We start from the raw sequence: 12,912 nt of genomic DNA, 5'->3' as shown, positions 1-12,912 counted from the left end.
CGCCAATACTGAATATTCGAATGAAGAAACAAACAGCTCTCGTTCGACAGTACCTATTGATTTACAAGAATCCTCGTTCATAAAATTCCAGACCTCTCTGTCCAGCCTTATCACTGCTGTAATGATAACAAAAGCGGAGACACCGAATGTATCAGTGTCTCCGCCTTATTGACGAAAGTCGCCAACGGACTGGCCGAGTCATTACTCCGCGGTTGCCGTCGGATTCTTCTTGGTGTCCACGCCGGTTTCCACGGCGACGGTCAGCGAGTTGGAATCGAAAGACGCGAACCCGTCGGTCACTTCGAAGCTGTGACGGTTGCCGTCAACGTCAATGGCCGAAACCGTGCCCTTGTCAATCACCGTCAAGATTGGCTCATGGTCAGGCAGAAGGCCCATGCCACCCTCGCTCGCGGGGATGGAAACGGACTTCGCGACACCTGCCCACAGCGGGCGGTCGGAGGCGACGATATTCACCTTCATCGTTGAGCCGGCCATCACGCAAGTTCCTTCTGCATGTCGTGCCACTTATGCTCAAGGTCATCGATACCGCCGATGCCGTTGAACGCTTGCTCAGGAAGCTCGTCGTATTGGCCGTCGCAGATGCGCTTGAAGGCCTCGACGGTCTCGTCAGCAGGAACGTACGAACCTTCCAAGCCGGTGAATTTCTTCGCGACGTAGAAGTTCTGGCCGAGGAACTGCTGGATCTTGCGGGCGCGGTTGACAGTGGTCTTGTCTTCCTCGCCGAGCTCGTCGATACCGATCAGGGCGATGATGTCCTGGAGTTCCTTGTTGCGCTGCAGAATCGCCTTGACGCGGTTCGCAGTGTCGTAGTGCTCCTGGCCCACGTAACGCGGATCGAGGATTCGCGAGGTGGACGACAGCGGGTCGACGGCCGGGTAGATGCCCTGGGAGGCGATGTCACGAGAAAGCTCGGTGGTCGCATCCAAATGGGCGAAGGTCGTGGCCGGGGCCGGGTCGGTGTAATCGTCGGCGGGCACGTAAATGGCCTGCAGCGAAGTAATCGAGTGACCACGGGTCGAGGTGATGCGCTCCTGCAGGGAGCCCATCTCGTCGGCCAGGTTCGGCTGGTAACCCACTGCGGACGGCATACGGCCGAGCAGCGTGGAGACCTCGGAACCCGCCTGCGTGAAGCGGAAGATGTTGTCGATGAAGAGCAACACGTCCTGGTTCTCGACGTCGCGGAAGTACTCAGCCATGGTCAGAGCCGTCAGCGGCACGCGAAGACGCGTCCCCGGGGGTTCATCCATCTGGCCGAAGACCAGCGCGGTCTTCTCCAAAACGCCTGCATCGCCCATTTCGCCGATCAGGTCGTTGCCCTCACGGGTACGCTCGCCGACGCCGGCGAATACGGAGACACCGCCGTGGTTCTGTGCCACGCGCTGAATCATCTCCTGAATCAGCACGGTCTTGCCCACGCCTGCGCCGCCGAAGAGGCCAATCTTGCCGCCCTCGACGTACGGGGTCAGCAGATCGATGACCTTGATGCCCGTCTCGAACATCTTGGTGCGGCTTTCGAGCTGGTCAAAGGCCGGCGGATTGCGGTGGATGGACCAACGCTGCTTGATTTCGATTTTCTCGTCAGGCTTCTTGTTCAGAATGTTGCCCGTAACATCGAACACATGTCCCTTGGTCACGTCGCCGACCGGCACCTCGATGGGGCCGCCCGTGTCAGTGACCGTCGCGCCACGCACGAGGCCGTCGGTAGGCTTCAATGCGACCGCGCGCACCGTGGAATCGCCGATCTGCTGCTCGACCTCAAGGGTAATCTCCTTGACGGTCTCGCCTTCGGTGTTGCCCACGTTGCTGATCTTGACTTTCAGGGCATTGTAGATGTCGGGCAGGTGCCCCGCCGGGAATTCGGCATCAATCACCGAACCCTGGACGCGTGTGATGCGTCCGGCGTTCAGATCTTTCGGCTGGTCGGCGGAGGTCGCGCTGGACTGAGCCGTTGACTCGTTTTCTGCCATGTGCGTTCCTACTCTTCCTCTTTATTCAGCGCGTCTGCGCTGCTGATTATCTCAGTAAGTTCCTGGGTGATCGAGGCCTGACGCGAAGCGTTGAGCTGGCGCGTAAGCGAATCGATCAGATTGTTGGCGTTGTCGGTCGCGGTGTGCATGGCATTCTGCCGGCTTGCCGTCTCGGAGGCGGCCGCGGTCAGCAGGCACTCGTGGATACGCGACTGCACGTACTTCGGCAGAATCGCGTCGAGCACCTTGTGCACGTTCGGCTCGAAGGTATAGAGCGGTGACATCTGATCGGTTTTCGCCACCGATGTCACATCCCCGGCCACCGTAGCTGCCGCAGAGGTCGCACTACCGTTTTCGGACTTGGCGTTGGTGTCGACGGCAGGCTGTGTCGCTGCATCGCCACCTGCCTTCTGGTCGGTGTTGCGCACGAGCTCGACCGGCAGCATCCGCAGCACACGAACCTTCTGCACCACCATGTTCACAAATTCCGTGAAGATGATATACAGCTCGGAGACACCGCCTTGCGCGGCCGTTTTCATATAGTCTTCCAACAGCCGGTCGGCGATTTCCCTTGCGGTTTCCGCACCCGGCTGGTCGGTGTTGCCTTCCCACGTCGCCGCAATCTTGCGATTGCGGTAATGATAATAGGAAACACCGCGACGGCCGTAAACATAAAGCAGAGGCTCCTTGCCCGCCTTATCGAGGCGCGCAAGCAACGATTCCGTCTCGCGGATAATCGACGAGGTATAGGCACCGGCCATACCGCGGTCCGACGTCAAGGCCAGAACGGCGACCCGAGGGTTCTTTTCCGTGGACTTGACAATCGGATGATCGATATCGGTATGTGCGGCCAGCGCCTGGACGGCATCGAAAATCGCGTCGCTGTATGGCTTCGCATTCAACGCCACGGTGCGTGCCTTGGCGATATGCGAAGAAGCGATCATCTCCTGCGCGTTGAAAATCTTGCCCAACGACGTAGTGGAGGCGATACGTGATTTCAATCCGAGTTGCGAAGCCATGGGTTACTTATCCCCCGCCACAATCTTTTCCTGCTCGATCTTCGTCGGCGTGGTAGCGACAGGCTTCTTTACGACCAAGGGCTTGCCGGCCTTGGTCACGTAGTTGCCACGATATTCCTCAACGGCCGCGTCCAAAGCCTTCTCCGTGTCATCGGTGAAGTTTTCGGTGTCGCGAATCGTCTTCAGAATATCGGTGTTGTGCTCGAGATAGTCCAGCAGACCATGCTCGAAGGGCAACACGTCGGCGATGTCGAGATCATCGAGCTTGCCGTGGGTACCGGCCCACACGGAGACGACCTCCTGCTCCATCGAATACGGGGAGAACTGAGGCTGTTTCAGCAGCTCGGTCAAGCGGGCGCCACGCGTCAGCTGCGCCTTGGAAGCCGCATCCAAATCGGAAGCGAACATCGCGAAGGACTGCAGCGAACGATACTGTGCCAGCGAGATCTTCAAGGTACCGGAAACCTTCTTCAACGCCTTGGTCTGGGCCGCGCCACCGACGCGGGAGACCGAAATGCCGACGTCCACTGCTGGGCGCTGGTTGGCATTGAACAGGTCGGACTGCAGGAAGATCTGGCCGTCGGTGATGGAAATGACGTTCGTCGGGATGTAGGCGGACACATCGTTCGCCTTCGTCTCCACAATCGGCAGACCGGTCATCGAACCGCCACCAAGATCATCGGAGAGCTTGGCGCAACGTTCGAGCAGACGGGAATGCAGATAGAAGACGTCTCCCGGGTAAGCCTCACGCCCCGGCGGGCGACGCAGCAACAGGGAAATCGAACGGTAAGCCTCGGCCTGCTTCGACAGATCATCGAAGACGATGAGGACGTGCTTGCCGTTGTACATCCAGTGCTGGCCGATGGCCGAGCCGGTGTAGGGGGCAATGTACTTGAAACCTGCGGAGTCGGAAGCCGGGCTGGCCACGATGGTGGTATATTCCATCGCTCCTGCTTCTTCAAGGCTCTGACGCACGGAGGCGATGGTGGAGCCCTTCTGGCCGACAGCCACGTAAATGCAGCGGACCTGCTTCTTCGGGTCGCCGCTCTCCCAGTTGTTCTTCTGGTTCAAAATCGCATCGATCGCGATGGCGGTCTTGCCGGTCTGGCGGTCGCCGATGATGAGCTGTCGCTGACCACGGCCAATCGGTGTCATCGCGTCAATGGCCTTCAAGCCCGTGGAAAGCGGTTCCACAACGGGCTGACGATGCATCACATCCGGGGCCTGCGCCTCGAGAATTCTGCGGCCTTCGCTTTTGATTTCACCCAAGCCATCGATCGGTTTGCCCAGAGGGTCAACCGTACGCCCGAGATAGCCGTCGCCGACCGGCACGGAAAGCACCTCTCCGGTGCGCCGTACCTCCTGGCCTTCCTCGACACCTGCGAAGTCGCCGAGGATAACCACGCCGATCTCACGGGGATCAAGGTTGAAAGCCAGGCCGAGCGTGCCGTCTTCAAACGTCAGCAGCTCGTTGGCCATGCAACCAGGCAGTCCCGTTACATGCGCGATGCCATCGCCGGCCGTGGCGACATAGCCCACCTCTTGGGTGGGAGTATCGCTGGGCGTGTACGAATCGACGAAATCGTCGAGGGCCTTTCGCACATTCGCAGGATCAATGGTAAGTTCTGCCATGATCACTCCTTATTGATTAATTTGTTGACTGATAAGTCTTTGTACAGATGCTGTTTGGGCACCTTGTTGTTCCGGTACCGTTCGTGCCACTCACATTTCCGTGGTCACTTTGCGGCGCAACTGCAAAAGCTGGGCGGCGACGGTGTTGTCCGTAACATCCGCTCCGATCTGCACACGCATGCCGCCGAGAACCGAGGGGTCGACCGATGAATTGATATGCACCGGGCGACCGAGCTTGTTCGTATAGATCTCAGTAAGTCGCTTGATCTGTGTCTTGTTCAACGGCGTGGCCGTGGTGACGGTGACCATCGACTGACCCATATGGCGTGTGAACTTGGCGATAAGCCATTCAAGCGTCTCAAGGAAGCGGCGATGACGCGGATTGGCGACTGCATGTTCGGCCAGTCTCATGGTCACTTTGTTGAGCTTCGCATCGCCGAAGACCGCGTGCAGGAGATCAAGACGCGCCTTAGCCGGTGCAAAATCGTCGGAAAGCTTGGAACGCAACACCGACATCTTGAGCAACGCGGAATGCATTTGTGCCAATTCGACGGAAACCGCAAGCGTGCTGTCGGTCGCATCAGCGTAATACATCATCGCGTCGACCGCGAAATCCTCCACGGCGTTGGCGATATCACTGACCCGGCTCCAATTGCGTGAGACCAAATCGTTCAGAATCTCCACCGTCAAGGGATCGGCCTGATCGGCGAGAATGGTCTTGATCAGCGCGACCTTGTCGGCGGTAGGCCGGGACGGGTCTGTGAGCGAACGCTCCACCGACGCCTCGTGGTCGAGCAGATTGGTGACAACGAACAGCTCCTCGCCGATTCGCCACGCGTCCGTTCCCTTCGCCCTCAGCTTCGGGGCCAGAGAATCACGCGATGTGCGATCAGCGCTGATTGACGCTTCTCCTCGCATTGTTCACCTCACTTCCCTTGAAATCCTTGTGCTGCAACATATTCCGGCGATTGGCGGAACATGTCACTTCGTATTGTCCGTTTTCTTGTCGAGATCGTCGATCATGTCGTCGAGCATGTTGGTCTGCACGTCGCTGTCCTGAAGCTTGGAGCCCAGAATCTTACCGGCAAGAGCCGTGGCCAAAGTCCCGACCTCGCTCTTCAACGTCACCATCGCCTGCTGTTGCTGCGAGGCTATGGAACGCTGGGCATTCGTGGTGATCTGCTCCGCTTCCTTGTCCGCACGGGTGTGGGCGTCGGAAATGATCTTCGTCGCCTCGCTGCGAGCGTTGTCGGTGATCTTAGAAGCATCGACACGGGCGTGGTTGAGTTGGTCCTCATACTTCTTCTTGGCCGAGTCCGCATCTTCCTTGGCCTTTTTGGCCTTGTCGATGTTGCCTTGAATCTTTTCGGCGCGCTCGTCGAAAATGGCGTTGAACTTGGGCATGAAGAATTTGTAGAAGAACACAGCGACTATGGCAAGAATGATCAGGGACCATACGATGTCATAGACCTTGGGAATAAACAGGTTGATGCCCTTCGAGGCAGCAAATGTCATCGTGATCTCCTTTCATCGTTCGTTTCTGTCATTGTTTTCGCTTGTTGCTGGTTTGGCTTTAGAGCACCAGAGCGGCGACGAAGCCGAGCAGGCCGAGAACCTCGACCAGAGCCAGGCCGATGAACATGATCATCTGGATCTTGCCGCTGACTTCGGGCTGACGAGCCGTGGACTCCATGGCCTTGCCGAAGAGAATGCCGAGGCCGAGGCCCGGGCCGAGGGTGGCCAGGCCGTAGCCGATAACGCTCAGGTTGCCAGAAACCGCTGCGAGAGTGATGATATCCATTTGTTTTCCTTTCCAGTGCCGTGTCGGCATTAAAAAAACCGGTACAACTTTGGTTACTGCTTTGTTGTTTTGTTCAATTGTAAAAATTAATTGTTTGCAGCTTGTGTCTTGTTCTCTCGCCTTAACTTCAGGCGAGGCCGCAATATCATTTCAATCCGACTATATATCTGATTATTCGTTGACTATTCGGCCTCCGGATAACTCAGGTTGATATAGACCGTCGCAAGAATAGAGAAGACATAGGCCTGCAGGAAGGCAACGAACACTTCGAACAGTGTCATCACGATGCCGCCGAGGAACCATGCCGCGCCAACCGGCACGCCGACCATCTTGTTGGAGGATTCAATCATCCAGAACTGTGCGAACGCCAGGCAGGTGGCGACCGTAAGGTGACCGGAAATCATGTTGGCGAACAGTCGAATCGTCAGCGATGCCGGGCGGATGATGACCAACTCGAGCAGCTGAATCGGGGCCAGAAGGATGTAGACGGGCCACGGCACCCCGGGAGTGAAGCATTCATCGCGAATGTAACCCCAAAGTCCTTTTTCACGGCACGCGGCGATCCAATACTGCACCAGAACCCAGATGGCGAAGACCAATGGCATGGTAATCGTGGCCGTCGCAGCCATATTCGCTCCGGGGATGACCCCGAAGAGATTGAAGAAGAAGATCGTAAAGAACAGGGTGGTGATCATCGGCACGTAACGCTTGCCACGCAACTCGCCCATGGTCTCGTACACCACGCTGTCACGTACGAAGTCCATGCCGAATTCGATCAGACCCTGCCAGCGGCCGGGAATGAGCTTGGCACGGGCCGCGGTGATGCCCAAAATGATGAGCAGGAGAATCGTGGCGACGATGCGGATGAGAATGATGCGGTTGATAGCGAATGGCGTGCCTTGGAAAAGAATCTCCGGAGGCAGGAAGTCGTTGACACCCGGCAAATCCGCGCCGGACGCCGACGCCAACAACATATTCGCGCCAACAGCTTCGATCATATGTCCTCCCTGATTTATCTCAGGCTTCCCAGTCTATTCCACTTGGCGGAAATGAAAATGTAACTTTCCACAAATCGATGCGAATTGCCAACAATCTCACTTCTCGGGCCTGTAGCCTTGCATTCATCTCGGAAGTATGCGAGGCTTTTACGCACCCACACGAGCCTCCAACGACGAACGGCCGGTGACGATTGTACGTCGAATTCCCGAAAAATTGTAAATCCGCTCACATTTACTGGAAATATTAGTATTCGGGAATAATTATCAGCATCATTGAGGTATTTTCTGCCTCAATATTTCAACGTTGCGTCGCGTTCGCAATGAGCCCATATCCGTCATTCTCGAGCGGTTTGAAGTAATCGCTACGCGGCGCGCCCGGCTCGTGTCGAATAGAACGGTCAGTGCCCAATTTTTTCTCTGCGCGAAGTTTTGGAACCTCCCTCAAGTCGTACGGCGTGGTTTCGTAGACCCAGTTGAGCCAGTTGCGCCAGAGCAGGTTCGCGTGGGCGCGCCATGAGAAAAGCGGCTCCATTGTTGGGTCGTCGTGCGGGAAATAATTGGCTGGGAACGGCACGTTCGTAAGGCCTTTGGCCTTGTCGCGCTCGTATTCGTCGCGAAGCGTGTACTTGCCGTATTCCCAGTGGCCGAGCACGAAAACCTCGGAAAAATCACGCGCGGCGATCAGACCGGAACCCGTCTGCGGACCCCAAGTGAGGACTTGAAGGTCTTCATTTTTCGCGATGTCGTCCTCGTTCATGCCCGCAACGCGCGAATGCGGCTGCAACGAAATCTCGTCGAAACCGTTGGTGATGAAACAGTATTCATCCTGCAGATATTGCGGAAACACGCCGAAAAGCTTCTCTTTGAAATTCACTTTGCGAATGCCGTAACGGTAGTTGAGGCCGGCCATCGCCCCCCAACACAGGTACATCGTCGAAAAGACGTGGGTCTGCGCCCAATCGAGGATTTGTGTGAGCTCGTCCCAGTAATCGACTTGCGCAAAATCAAGCTGCTCCACCGGCGCGCCGGTAACCACCAGACCGTCGTAATAATTATCTTTGAACTCATCGAAATTCTCGTAGAACTTGAGCAGATGGTCGGCGCTGACATGGGTGGACTCGTGGGTCGAAGTTTTCATGAAATCGATGTCGACCTGCAGCGGTGATTTGGAAATCAGGCGCAACAGCTGGGTTTCCGTCTCGATTTTCTTGGGCATCAGATTGAGGATGACCAATTTCAGGGGGCGGATCTTCTGCTGCTCCGCTTCCGGTTTCTCGATGGCGAAGATGCGCTCCGAATCGAGTATTTCACGCGCCGGCAGTCCGCTGGCAATCTTGATAGGCATGGTTCCATTATGGACGCACTTCTGCCCAGTTTCTGCCCTCATAGCAAAAAACGCGCCGAAGATTTGACTTTTGTGCCATTACCCGTAATCTAGATTATTGCTGTCTTAAACAGCCGTCGCGGGGTGGAGCAGTTCGGTAGCTCGCTGGGCTCATAACCCAGAGGTCTCAGGTTCAAATCCTGACCCCGCTACCAACGCCTCAGGATTTACTTTAAAGAATTCTGAGGCTTTTTCTATGTCATCTAATGTCCAGTTCACCCGTTTTGTCATCTTCTGAGAGACTGTTGACGCGTTAAGACCGAGCGCCTCTGCAAGCTGCTGCTGATTAACCTTTTGCTCAGTCATATAACTTTTAAGATTGTGAGTCACAGTTTCCTGCAAATCGACCGCCCCGCGATAAATCTGGCTCTGCTTTCGAGCAAGCTCCATAATACCTTCAAGTGGTTTGATCATTTCTTTATATTGCTTTGCCAGTTTTACGGCCGATTCATACGGTTCTTTTATCGCTTCATATTGTTTTGAAAGCTCAGATGCCTGTTTCGCCAGCTGAGGCAACGTTCCTGCGCCCGGAAGATTAAGAATACTCGACATATTTTCTCCTTTATTGAGTCTTACCAAATAATATGTTCTCACAAAATTTGGTTTTGTCAAATTAAAGTATTTATTTTGACAAAGCTAAAGAGATTTGCTAAGAATATTGGTATGGCAAATTATTTAGTGAAACAAATGTTACCGATTCGCGTAGCAATCTTGCTAAAAAATCGGTCAATGAGCCAGAAACAATTGGCGGCCGCCATTGGTCTTTCTGATTCAACTGTTTCATTAAAAATGAACGGGCGTTGCTCTTTTACAACAACCGATTTAATCAAGATGGCCGATTTATTCCATGTGAGTACGGATTATCTTCTCGGCCGTGAACCAATGGAGGTTGAATAGCATGGCGTCTGCAAGGCTTTACGATAACGCGTTGCTGGAGATCAATTACCAGGGCAACGACGATGCCAACCGGCGGATGTTCAGGTTCGTCCTGAACATGGGCCATTACAGCGATGACATCGAGCTGAAGTTCGACGACTTCGACCTCGCCTGTATCAGGGAGACGATCAACGAGGCGCAGCGCGAGGCCAACGACGGCCACGAACATTGGCTACCGGAGGCGAAGCAGCCGTCCGCTGACGTCGAGGAGAACGCGTCATGATTCCTGTTTACGAGGTACATAAGAACGGTTCCTTCAAAGGCAGGCAGGTCTTTGATGTGGTCGGCGTCAACAATGAAGGCGGCCTCGGCGGCATTTCGGCGGAAACGGAAACGGATGCCGTCGAAAAGATGATTTCCGAAGAGCGCATAGTGGCGCGCTGTCAGCCGCTTCTATTGCCGCATCAATATGCGGTACTGCCGCCAGAAGAGAGGACGATCACGCTATGAGGACGGCTTGCAAGATCGTGGCGTGCATCTGCTTGTTGCCGGTGACGATCATCGCGCTGGTGATGGGTTTCTGGTGGTTGCTGGGTCTCACGTTGCTGTGCGGCGCGATGTTCCTGGCGGATAGGGGTGAGTGATGGCTGTTTTCGATAACGGTAGCGGTGATTTTGAGGTCAAAAGAACAAGGGAGCTCGAGACACCGGGCAGCCCGTTCCTGTTCCGAATGGATATTCGCGCCGGCGGCGAGGACGTATCGGTCGACGGTCTGACGAAGGGCGACCTGCAGGTCATCCGCAGGGCCGTCAACCAGGCGTTGAAGGAGGCCAAGTGATGGCCACGAAGACTCAGGTGATGTATACGTCGGCGTGCGCGCCGTATTTCGATGTGCGCGTGGACTCGGGCGACCTGCAGACGAGGCTTCTGCTCGCCCCGGACGACGCGAGGCAGTTCCAGCGGCAGTTGCGCGACGCCCTGGCCATGTTCGACCGGCACGAGGCTGCGCGCCATCCCCATTAGTTCCAGGATCGTTTCATAACGGAATGTCTGTGAGGGGCGTAGGCCATACCCCGAGACGGCTTAGCCGGGATTGAGCACCCGGAATGGCGGGCGCGTGGCAGTCGCGCCATTCGAGGGACGAAATTCTGCTCCAGACCGACGGACGGTGCCGATTAAGGCGGAATCTGGCGGCTTTGCCACTTGTGGTGGGCCGTCCGTTGGGACCATTCCCGGCGCGTAAGCGCTCTTGTGTATCGACGGCCCGGCTCCATACCGAAAAGCCAATGCAAGACCTAATTTTCAGACCTGCCAGCCGCGTGTTGGCGAGCCTGAATAGGTCTTGACCCTCTAACCCCTCACCACCCGAAAGGGACAGGAAAACGAAAGGAACCACGATGGGGTATTACGAACTCAGCTACCGGGAACGCTTGAAGCAGCAGGCGAGGCAATTGTTCGCCTGGCTGGAACGCTGCGGGCGCGACGATGTCACCAAGACCGACCTCACCCGGCATTCGGGCCTGCTCGACCGCGAGCTGCAGACCCTCATAGCCGAAAAGCACATGCCCAGGCATGACTTCCGCAGGCACCACGAGCAGGTCTGGCGCGTGAAGCCGCTGATGAAGGCGCTGGCCAGGTACGTGGACCGGTGGGATTGGCTGGTGGACTGATGAAGAAAGTGAAACCGACCGTGATGGAGGCGCTGAGCCCGTGGGGCGACCCGTGGGACAAGGCGCAGACGCTGCAGTACCTCGCCAACGAGCTCGACAAGGTCGCCGGCAGGGTCGGCAGCACCGAGCTGACCTCGTTCCAGGCGAACCCGACCCTGGGACTGTCGAACGTGTGGGAGCTGCGCGACCTGAAACGCTACGGGCTCGACGTCTACTGCACCGGTGCCGACTGGTGTGTAGACACCCGTAAGTTCCGCGAATGGTGCAACGGGAAAATCGAAGTATTGAAGAAAACGCCGAGACCGAAAACCCTGCAGCAGGCCGACCAGGTCGCCAGGACGCTCTTCTAAGGAGGCAAGGGAATGAAACGACGGGTGATCATCGAACTCGAGGACACCGACACGACGGGCGCGCTCACCACGAGCGTGCCGCTGGCGTACGTGACCCGTGATCAATGGGACAACTGGAAAGCCAAGCTGGGCCACGCGATTGAAGACCGAACCGATCGCAGGAACGCGCTGAACTATGCGTGCGAGGCCGTGTTGCACGAAATGCAGGACGTGAGGTTCGAGGAGGACGAATGAGCTTCGTGAAGCTGCTGACCGAGGAACAGGTGTTGGGCATATTGCATTGCAGCAAGTCCACGCTCAGGCGACTTCGCAAGGCCGGTGACATCTCGGGGATAAAGCCAGGCAGCAAGGTCAACAGCCCCGTGGTCTACGACCCGCGAGAGATTGACGCCTACCTCAGATCGTGCAGGGAGTGACGATGGCCAAGAGAAGGACGAGAGGCACCATCAACCCGAGGGTGCGCACCGAGGTCATCGACCTTTACGGCAACGACTGTTGGCTCGAGCTGCCGGGATGCAAGGGCGTTGGCGCTTCTGACGACCATATCATCCCGTTCAAGGCGGGCGGGCGCGGCACCGTGGCGAACATCCGGCGGGCTTGCCTTGCCTGCAACATCTCGCGGAGCAACCGCGTGCTGAGCGGTTACGGCGCTACAATCCATGCGGTCATCGGCCCGCCGTGCGCGGGCAAGACCACGTTCGTCGCCGAGCACGCCGATGCGGACGCGCTGGTGCTGGACTTCGACAGGCTGGCCGAGGCGCTCATGCCGGGCGTGGATGTGAAGCACGGGCCGACCGCGCCGCTCATCGGCACAGCCCAGTCGGCGTGGCAGGGTGCCTACAGGAGCCTGGTGCGAATCAACGCGCCAGTGCAGGTGTGGCTGATCAAGAGCCTGCCGATGAGCCGCAAGCACCCGAGGATGCTGGACGAGTGGGTTGCCCTGGACTACGACATCCATGTGGTCGACCCGGGCGCGGACGTGGTGTTCCCGCGTCTCGACTCGGAGCGGCGCAACGAGGGCGCTCATCTCACGGCCCGCCAGTGGTACGCGCTGCACCTGAGCCAGCAGCTCATCGACTCGAGGCAGAGCGTGCGCCGCGTCCGCCTCGCGGCCCTTGGCCTGCGCTCGTCGCCCGTGCCGTCCGGCCGGCCGGAGTGGTGACGGTTTTTTAAAACGGCCGGGTGCCAAATCAC

21 protein-coding genes and 1 tRNA gene are annotated in these 12,912 nt (G+C 57.1%); 12 read left to right on the top strand and 10 right to left on the bottom strand.

What is annotated here, in order from left to right; genetic code table 11:
• Positions 1-201: 201 nt before the first annotated feature.
• From OZX62_RS01710 to metA, 9 genes are all read right to left on the bottom strand, one after another.
• Positions 202-495, bottom strand: a complete 294-nt coding sequence (locus OZX62_RS01710) for a F0F1 ATP synthase subunit epsilon (protein WP_277176330.1) — start codon at positions 493-495, stop codon at positions 202-204.
• Positions 495-1,988: a F0F1 ATP synthase subunit beta gene (gene atpD / locus OZX62_RS01705; RefSeq protein ID WP_277176328.1), complete on the bottom strand. Its 1,494-nt coding sequence runs from the start codon at positions 1,986-1,988 to the stop codon at positions 495-497. The genes OZX62_RS01710 and atpD overlap by 1 nt, the downstream gene beginning before the upstream one ends.
• 8 nt (positions 1,989-1,996) lie before the next feature.
• Positions 1,997-3,007 carry a F0F1 ATP synthase subunit gamma gene (locus OZX62_RS01700; RefSeq protein ID WP_277176327.1) on the bottom strand — a complete coding sequence of 337 codons (1,011 nt, stop codon included), beginning with the start codon at positions 3,005-3,007 and terminating at the stop codon, positions 1,997-1,999.
• Positions 3,008-3,010: 3 nt separating this feature from the next.
• Positions 3,011-4,639 carry a F0F1 ATP synthase subunit alpha gene (gene atpA, locus OZX62_RS01695; protein ID WP_277176326.1) on the bottom strand — a complete coding sequence of 543 codons (1,629 nt, stop codon included), beginning with the start codon at positions 4,637-4,639 and terminating at the stop codon, positions 3,011-3,013.
• A 90-nt stretch (positions 4,640-4,729) separates the two neighbouring features.
• A complete protein-coding gene (locus tag OZX62_RS01690; protein WP_277176325.1) occupies positions 4,730-5,557 on the bottom strand; it encodes a F0F1 ATP synthase subunit delta in 828 nt (275 codons plus the stop codon).
• A gap of 63 nt (positions 5,558-5,620) precedes the next feature.
• Positions 5,621-6,154, bottom strand: a complete 534-nt coding sequence (locus OZX62_RS01685) for a F0F1 ATP synthase subunit B (protein ID WP_277158693.1) — start codon at positions 6,152-6,154, stop codon at positions 5,621-5,623.
• A 58-nt stretch (positions 6,155-6,212) separates the two neighbouring features.
• Positions 6,213-6,440, bottom strand: coding sequence for an ATP synthase F0 subunit C (atpE, locus tag OZX62_RS01680; RefSeq protein WP_277146158.1), 228 nt, complete (start codon positions 6,438-6,440; stop codon positions 6,213-6,215).
• 182 nt (positions 6,441-6,622) lie between these two features.
• Complete coding sequence (gene atpB / locus OZX62_RS01675) at positions 6,623-7,438, bottom strand: F0F1 ATP synthase subunit A (protein WP_277176324.1); 816 nt, start codon at positions 7,436-7,438, stop codon at positions 6,623-6,625.
• Between the two features lie 298 nt (positions 7,439-7,736).
• The gene (metA, locus tag OZX62_RS01670; protein WP_277176323.1) at positions 7,737-8,783 is read right to left on the bottom strand and encodes a homoserine O-succinyltransferase; all 1,047 of its coding nucleotides are present in this window, start codon (positions 8,781-8,783) and stop codon (positions 7,737-7,739) included.
• A 117-nt stretch (positions 8,784-8,900) separates the two neighbouring features.
• Here metA and OZX62_RS01665 point away from each other — a divergent pair.
• Positions 8,901-8,977: transfer RNA gene (locus OZX62_RS01665), tRNA-Met, on the top strand.
• Here OZX62_RS01665 and OZX62_RS01660 read toward each other — a convergent pair.
• On the bottom strand, positions 8,934-9,212 hold the full coding sequence (locus OZX62_RS01660) for a helix-turn-helix transcriptional regulator (RefSeq protein ID WP_277176992.1): 279 nt from the start codon (positions 9,210-9,212) through the stop codon (positions 8,934-8,936). The two genes, OZX62_RS01665 and OZX62_RS01660, sit on opposite strands and share 44 nt — an antisense overlap.
• Positions 9,213-9,317: 105 nt before the next feature.
• On the opposite strand from OZX62_RS01660, the gene OZX62_RS01655 reads away from it, so the two are divergent.
• The 11 genes from OZX62_RS01655 to OZX62_RS01605 all read left to right on the top strand — a co-directional run bounded on the left by OZX62_RS01655 (position 9,318) and on the right by OZX62_RS01605 (position 12,880).
• Positions 9,318-9,719: a helix-turn-helix transcriptional regulator gene (locus OZX62_RS01655; RefSeq protein WP_348519303.1), complete on the top strand. Its 402-nt coding sequence runs from the start codon at positions 9,318-9,320 to the stop codon at positions 9,717-9,719.
• Position 9,720: 1 nt separating this feature from the next.
• Positions 9,721-9,981 (top strand): hypothetical protein, encoded by a 261-nt coding sequence (locus tag OZX62_RS01650; protein WP_277176321.1) that lies wholly within the window; start codon positions 9,721-9,723, stop codon positions 9,979-9,981.
• Positions 9,978-10,208, top strand: a complete 231-nt coding sequence (locus OZX62_RS01645; RefSeq protein ID WP_277176320.1) for a hypothetical protein — start codon at positions 9,978-9,980, stop codon at positions 10,206-10,208. The genes OZX62_RS01650 and OZX62_RS01645 overlap by 4 nt, the downstream gene beginning before the upstream one ends.
• Positions 10,205-10,342 (top strand): hypothetical protein, encoded by a 138-nt coding sequence (locus tag OZX62_RS01640; RefSeq protein ID WP_277176319.1) that lies wholly within the window; start codon positions 10,205-10,207, stop codon positions 10,340-10,342. The genes OZX62_RS01645 and OZX62_RS01640 overlap by 4 nt, the downstream gene beginning before the upstream one ends.
• Positions 10,342-10,536 (top strand): hypothetical protein, encoded by a 195-nt coding sequence (locus OZX62_RS01635; RefSeq protein ID WP_277176318.1) that lies wholly within the window; start codon positions 10,342-10,344, stop codon positions 10,534-10,536. Before OZX62_RS01640 ends, OZX62_RS01635 begins: the two co-directional genes overlap by 1 nt.
• Positions 10,536-10,721, top strand: a complete 186-nt coding sequence (locus OZX62_RS01630; protein WP_277176317.1) for a hypothetical protein — start codon at positions 10,536-10,538, stop codon at positions 10,719-10,721. The genes OZX62_RS01635 and OZX62_RS01630 overlap by 1 nt, the downstream gene beginning before the upstream one ends.
• A 374-nt stretch (positions 10,722-11,095) precedes the next feature.
• The gene (locus tag OZX62_RS01625) at positions 11,096-11,368 is read left to right on the top strand and encodes a hypothetical protein (RefSeq protein ID WP_277176316.1); all 273 of its coding nucleotides are present in this window, start codon (positions 11,096-11,098) and stop codon (positions 11,366-11,368) included.
• Positions 11,368-11,718 (top strand): hypothetical protein, encoded by a 351-nt coding sequence (locus OZX62_RS01620; RefSeq protein WP_277176315.1) that lies wholly within the window; start codon positions 11,368-11,370, stop codon positions 11,716-11,718. The genes OZX62_RS01625 and OZX62_RS01620 overlap by 1 nt, the downstream gene beginning before the upstream one ends.
• A 12-nt stretch (positions 11,719-11,730) precedes the next feature.
• Positions 11,731-11,952 carry a hypothetical protein gene (locus OZX62_RS01615; protein ID WP_277176314.1) on the top strand — a complete coding sequence of 74 codons (222 nt, stop codon included), beginning with the start codon at positions 11,731-11,733 and terminating at the stop codon, positions 11,950-11,952.
• On the top strand, positions 11,949-12,134 hold the full coding sequence (locus OZX62_RS01610; RefSeq protein ID WP_277176312.1) for a helix-turn-helix domain-containing protein: 186 nt from the start codon (positions 11,949-11,951) through the stop codon (positions 12,132-12,134). Before OZX62_RS01615 ends, OZX62_RS01610 begins: the two co-directional genes overlap by 4 nt.
• 2 nt (positions 12,135-12,136) lie before the next feature.
• Positions 12,137-12,880 (top strand): HNH endonuclease, encoded by a 744-nt coding sequence (locus OZX62_RS01605; protein WP_277176311.1) that lies wholly within the window; start codon positions 12,137-12,139, stop codon positions 12,878-12,880.
• The last annotated feature ends 32 nt before the right edge of the window (positions 12,881-12,912 follow it).

Origin of the sequence: Bifidobacterium sp. ESL0690, assembly GCF_029392315.1 — a bacterium.
Taxonomy (GTDB): Bacteria; Actinomycetota; Actinomycetes; order Actinomycetales; family Bifidobacteriaceae; genus Bifidobacterium.
Note: the sequence above shows the minus strand (reverse complement) of the source record. Positions and strands in the feature narration are given on the sequence as shown.

What these genes read in the sequence shown, in the direction of transcription:
- OZX62_RS01685 (WP_277158693.1), bottom strand. Translation starts at nt 6,154, where the DNA reads ATGACATTTGCTGCCTCGAAGGGCATCAACCTGTTTATTCCCAAGGTC.
- atpE (WP_277146158.1), bottom strand. Translation starts at nt 6,440, where the DNA reads ATGGATATCATCACTCTCGCAGCGGTTTCTGGCAACCTGAGCGTTATC.
- OZX62_RS01700 (WP_277176327.1), bottom strand. Translation starts at nt 3,007, where the DNA reads ATGGCTTCGCAACTCGGATTGAAATCACGTATCGCCTCCACTACGTCG.
- OZX62_RS01610 (WP_277176312.1), top strand. Translation starts at nt 11,949, where the DNA reads ATGAGCTTCGTGAAGCTGCTGACCGAGGAACAGGTGTTGGGCATATTG.
- OZX62_RS01710 (WP_277176330.1), bottom strand. Translation starts at nt 495, where the DNA reads ATGGCCGGCTCAACGATGAAGGTGAATATCGTCGCCTCCGACCGCCCG.
- OZX62_RS01625 (WP_277176316.1), top strand. Translation starts at nt 11,096, where the DNA reads ATGGGGTATTACGAACTCAGCTACCGGGAACGCTTGAAGCAGCAGGCG.
- OZX62_RS01620 (WP_277176315.1), top strand. Translation starts at nt 11,368, where the DNA reads ATGAAGAAAGTGAAACCGACCGTGATGGAGGCGCTGAGCCCGTGGGGC.
- metA (WP_277176323.1), bottom strand. Translation starts at nt 8,783, where the DNA reads ATGCCTATCAAGATTGCCAGCGGACTGCCGGCGCGTGAAATACTCGAT.
- atpB (WP_277176324.1), bottom strand. Translation starts at nt 7,438, where the DNA reads ATGATCGAAGCTGTTGGCGCGAATATGTTGTTGGCGTCGGCGTCCGGC.
- OZX62_RS01650 (WP_277176321.1), top strand. Translation starts at nt 9,721, where the DNA reads ATGGCGTCTGCAAGGCTTTACGATAACGCGTTGCTGGAGATCAATTAC.
- OZX62_RS01640 (WP_277176319.1), top strand. Translation starts at nt 10,205, where the DNA reads ATGAGGACGGCTTGCAAGATCGTGGCGTGCATCTGCTTGTTGCCGGTG.
- OZX62_RS01615 (WP_277176314.1), top strand. Translation starts at nt 11,731, where the DNA reads ATGAAACGACGGGTGATCATCGAACTCGAGGACACCGACACGACGGGC.
- atpA (WP_277176326.1), bottom strand. Translation starts at nt 4,639, where the DNA reads ATGGCAGAACTTACCATTGATCCTGCGAATGTGCGAAAGGCCCTCGAC.
- atpD (WP_277176328.1), bottom strand. Translation starts at nt 1,988, where the DNA reads ATGGCAGAAAACGAGTCAACGGCTCAGTCCAGCGCGACCTCCGCCGAC.
- OZX62_RS01660 (WP_277176992.1), bottom strand. Translation starts at nt 9,212, where the DNA reads ATGGAGCTTGCTCGAAAGCAGAGCCAGATTTATCGCGGGGCGGTCGAT.
- OZX62_RS01690 (WP_277176325.1), bottom strand. Translation starts at nt 5,557, where the DNA reads ATGCGAGGAGAAGCGTCAATCAGCGCTGATCGCACATCGCGTGATTCT.
- OZX62_RS01630 (WP_277176317.1), top strand. Translation starts at nt 10,536, where the DNA reads ATGGCCACGAAGACTCAGGTGATGTATACGTCGGCGTGCGCGCCGTAT.
- OZX62_RS01605 (WP_277176311.1), top strand. Translation starts at nt 12,137, where the DNA reads ATGGCCAAGAGAAGGACGAGAGGCACCATCAACCCGAGGGTGCGCACC.
- OZX62_RS01645 (WP_277176320.1), top strand. Translation starts at nt 9,978, where the DNA reads ATGATTCCTGTTTACGAGGTACATAAGAACGGTTCCTTCAAAGGCAGG.
- OZX62_RS01635 (WP_277176318.1), top strand. Translation starts at nt 10,342, where the DNA reads ATGGCTGTTTTCGATAACGGTAGCGGTGATTTTGAGGTCAAAAGAACA.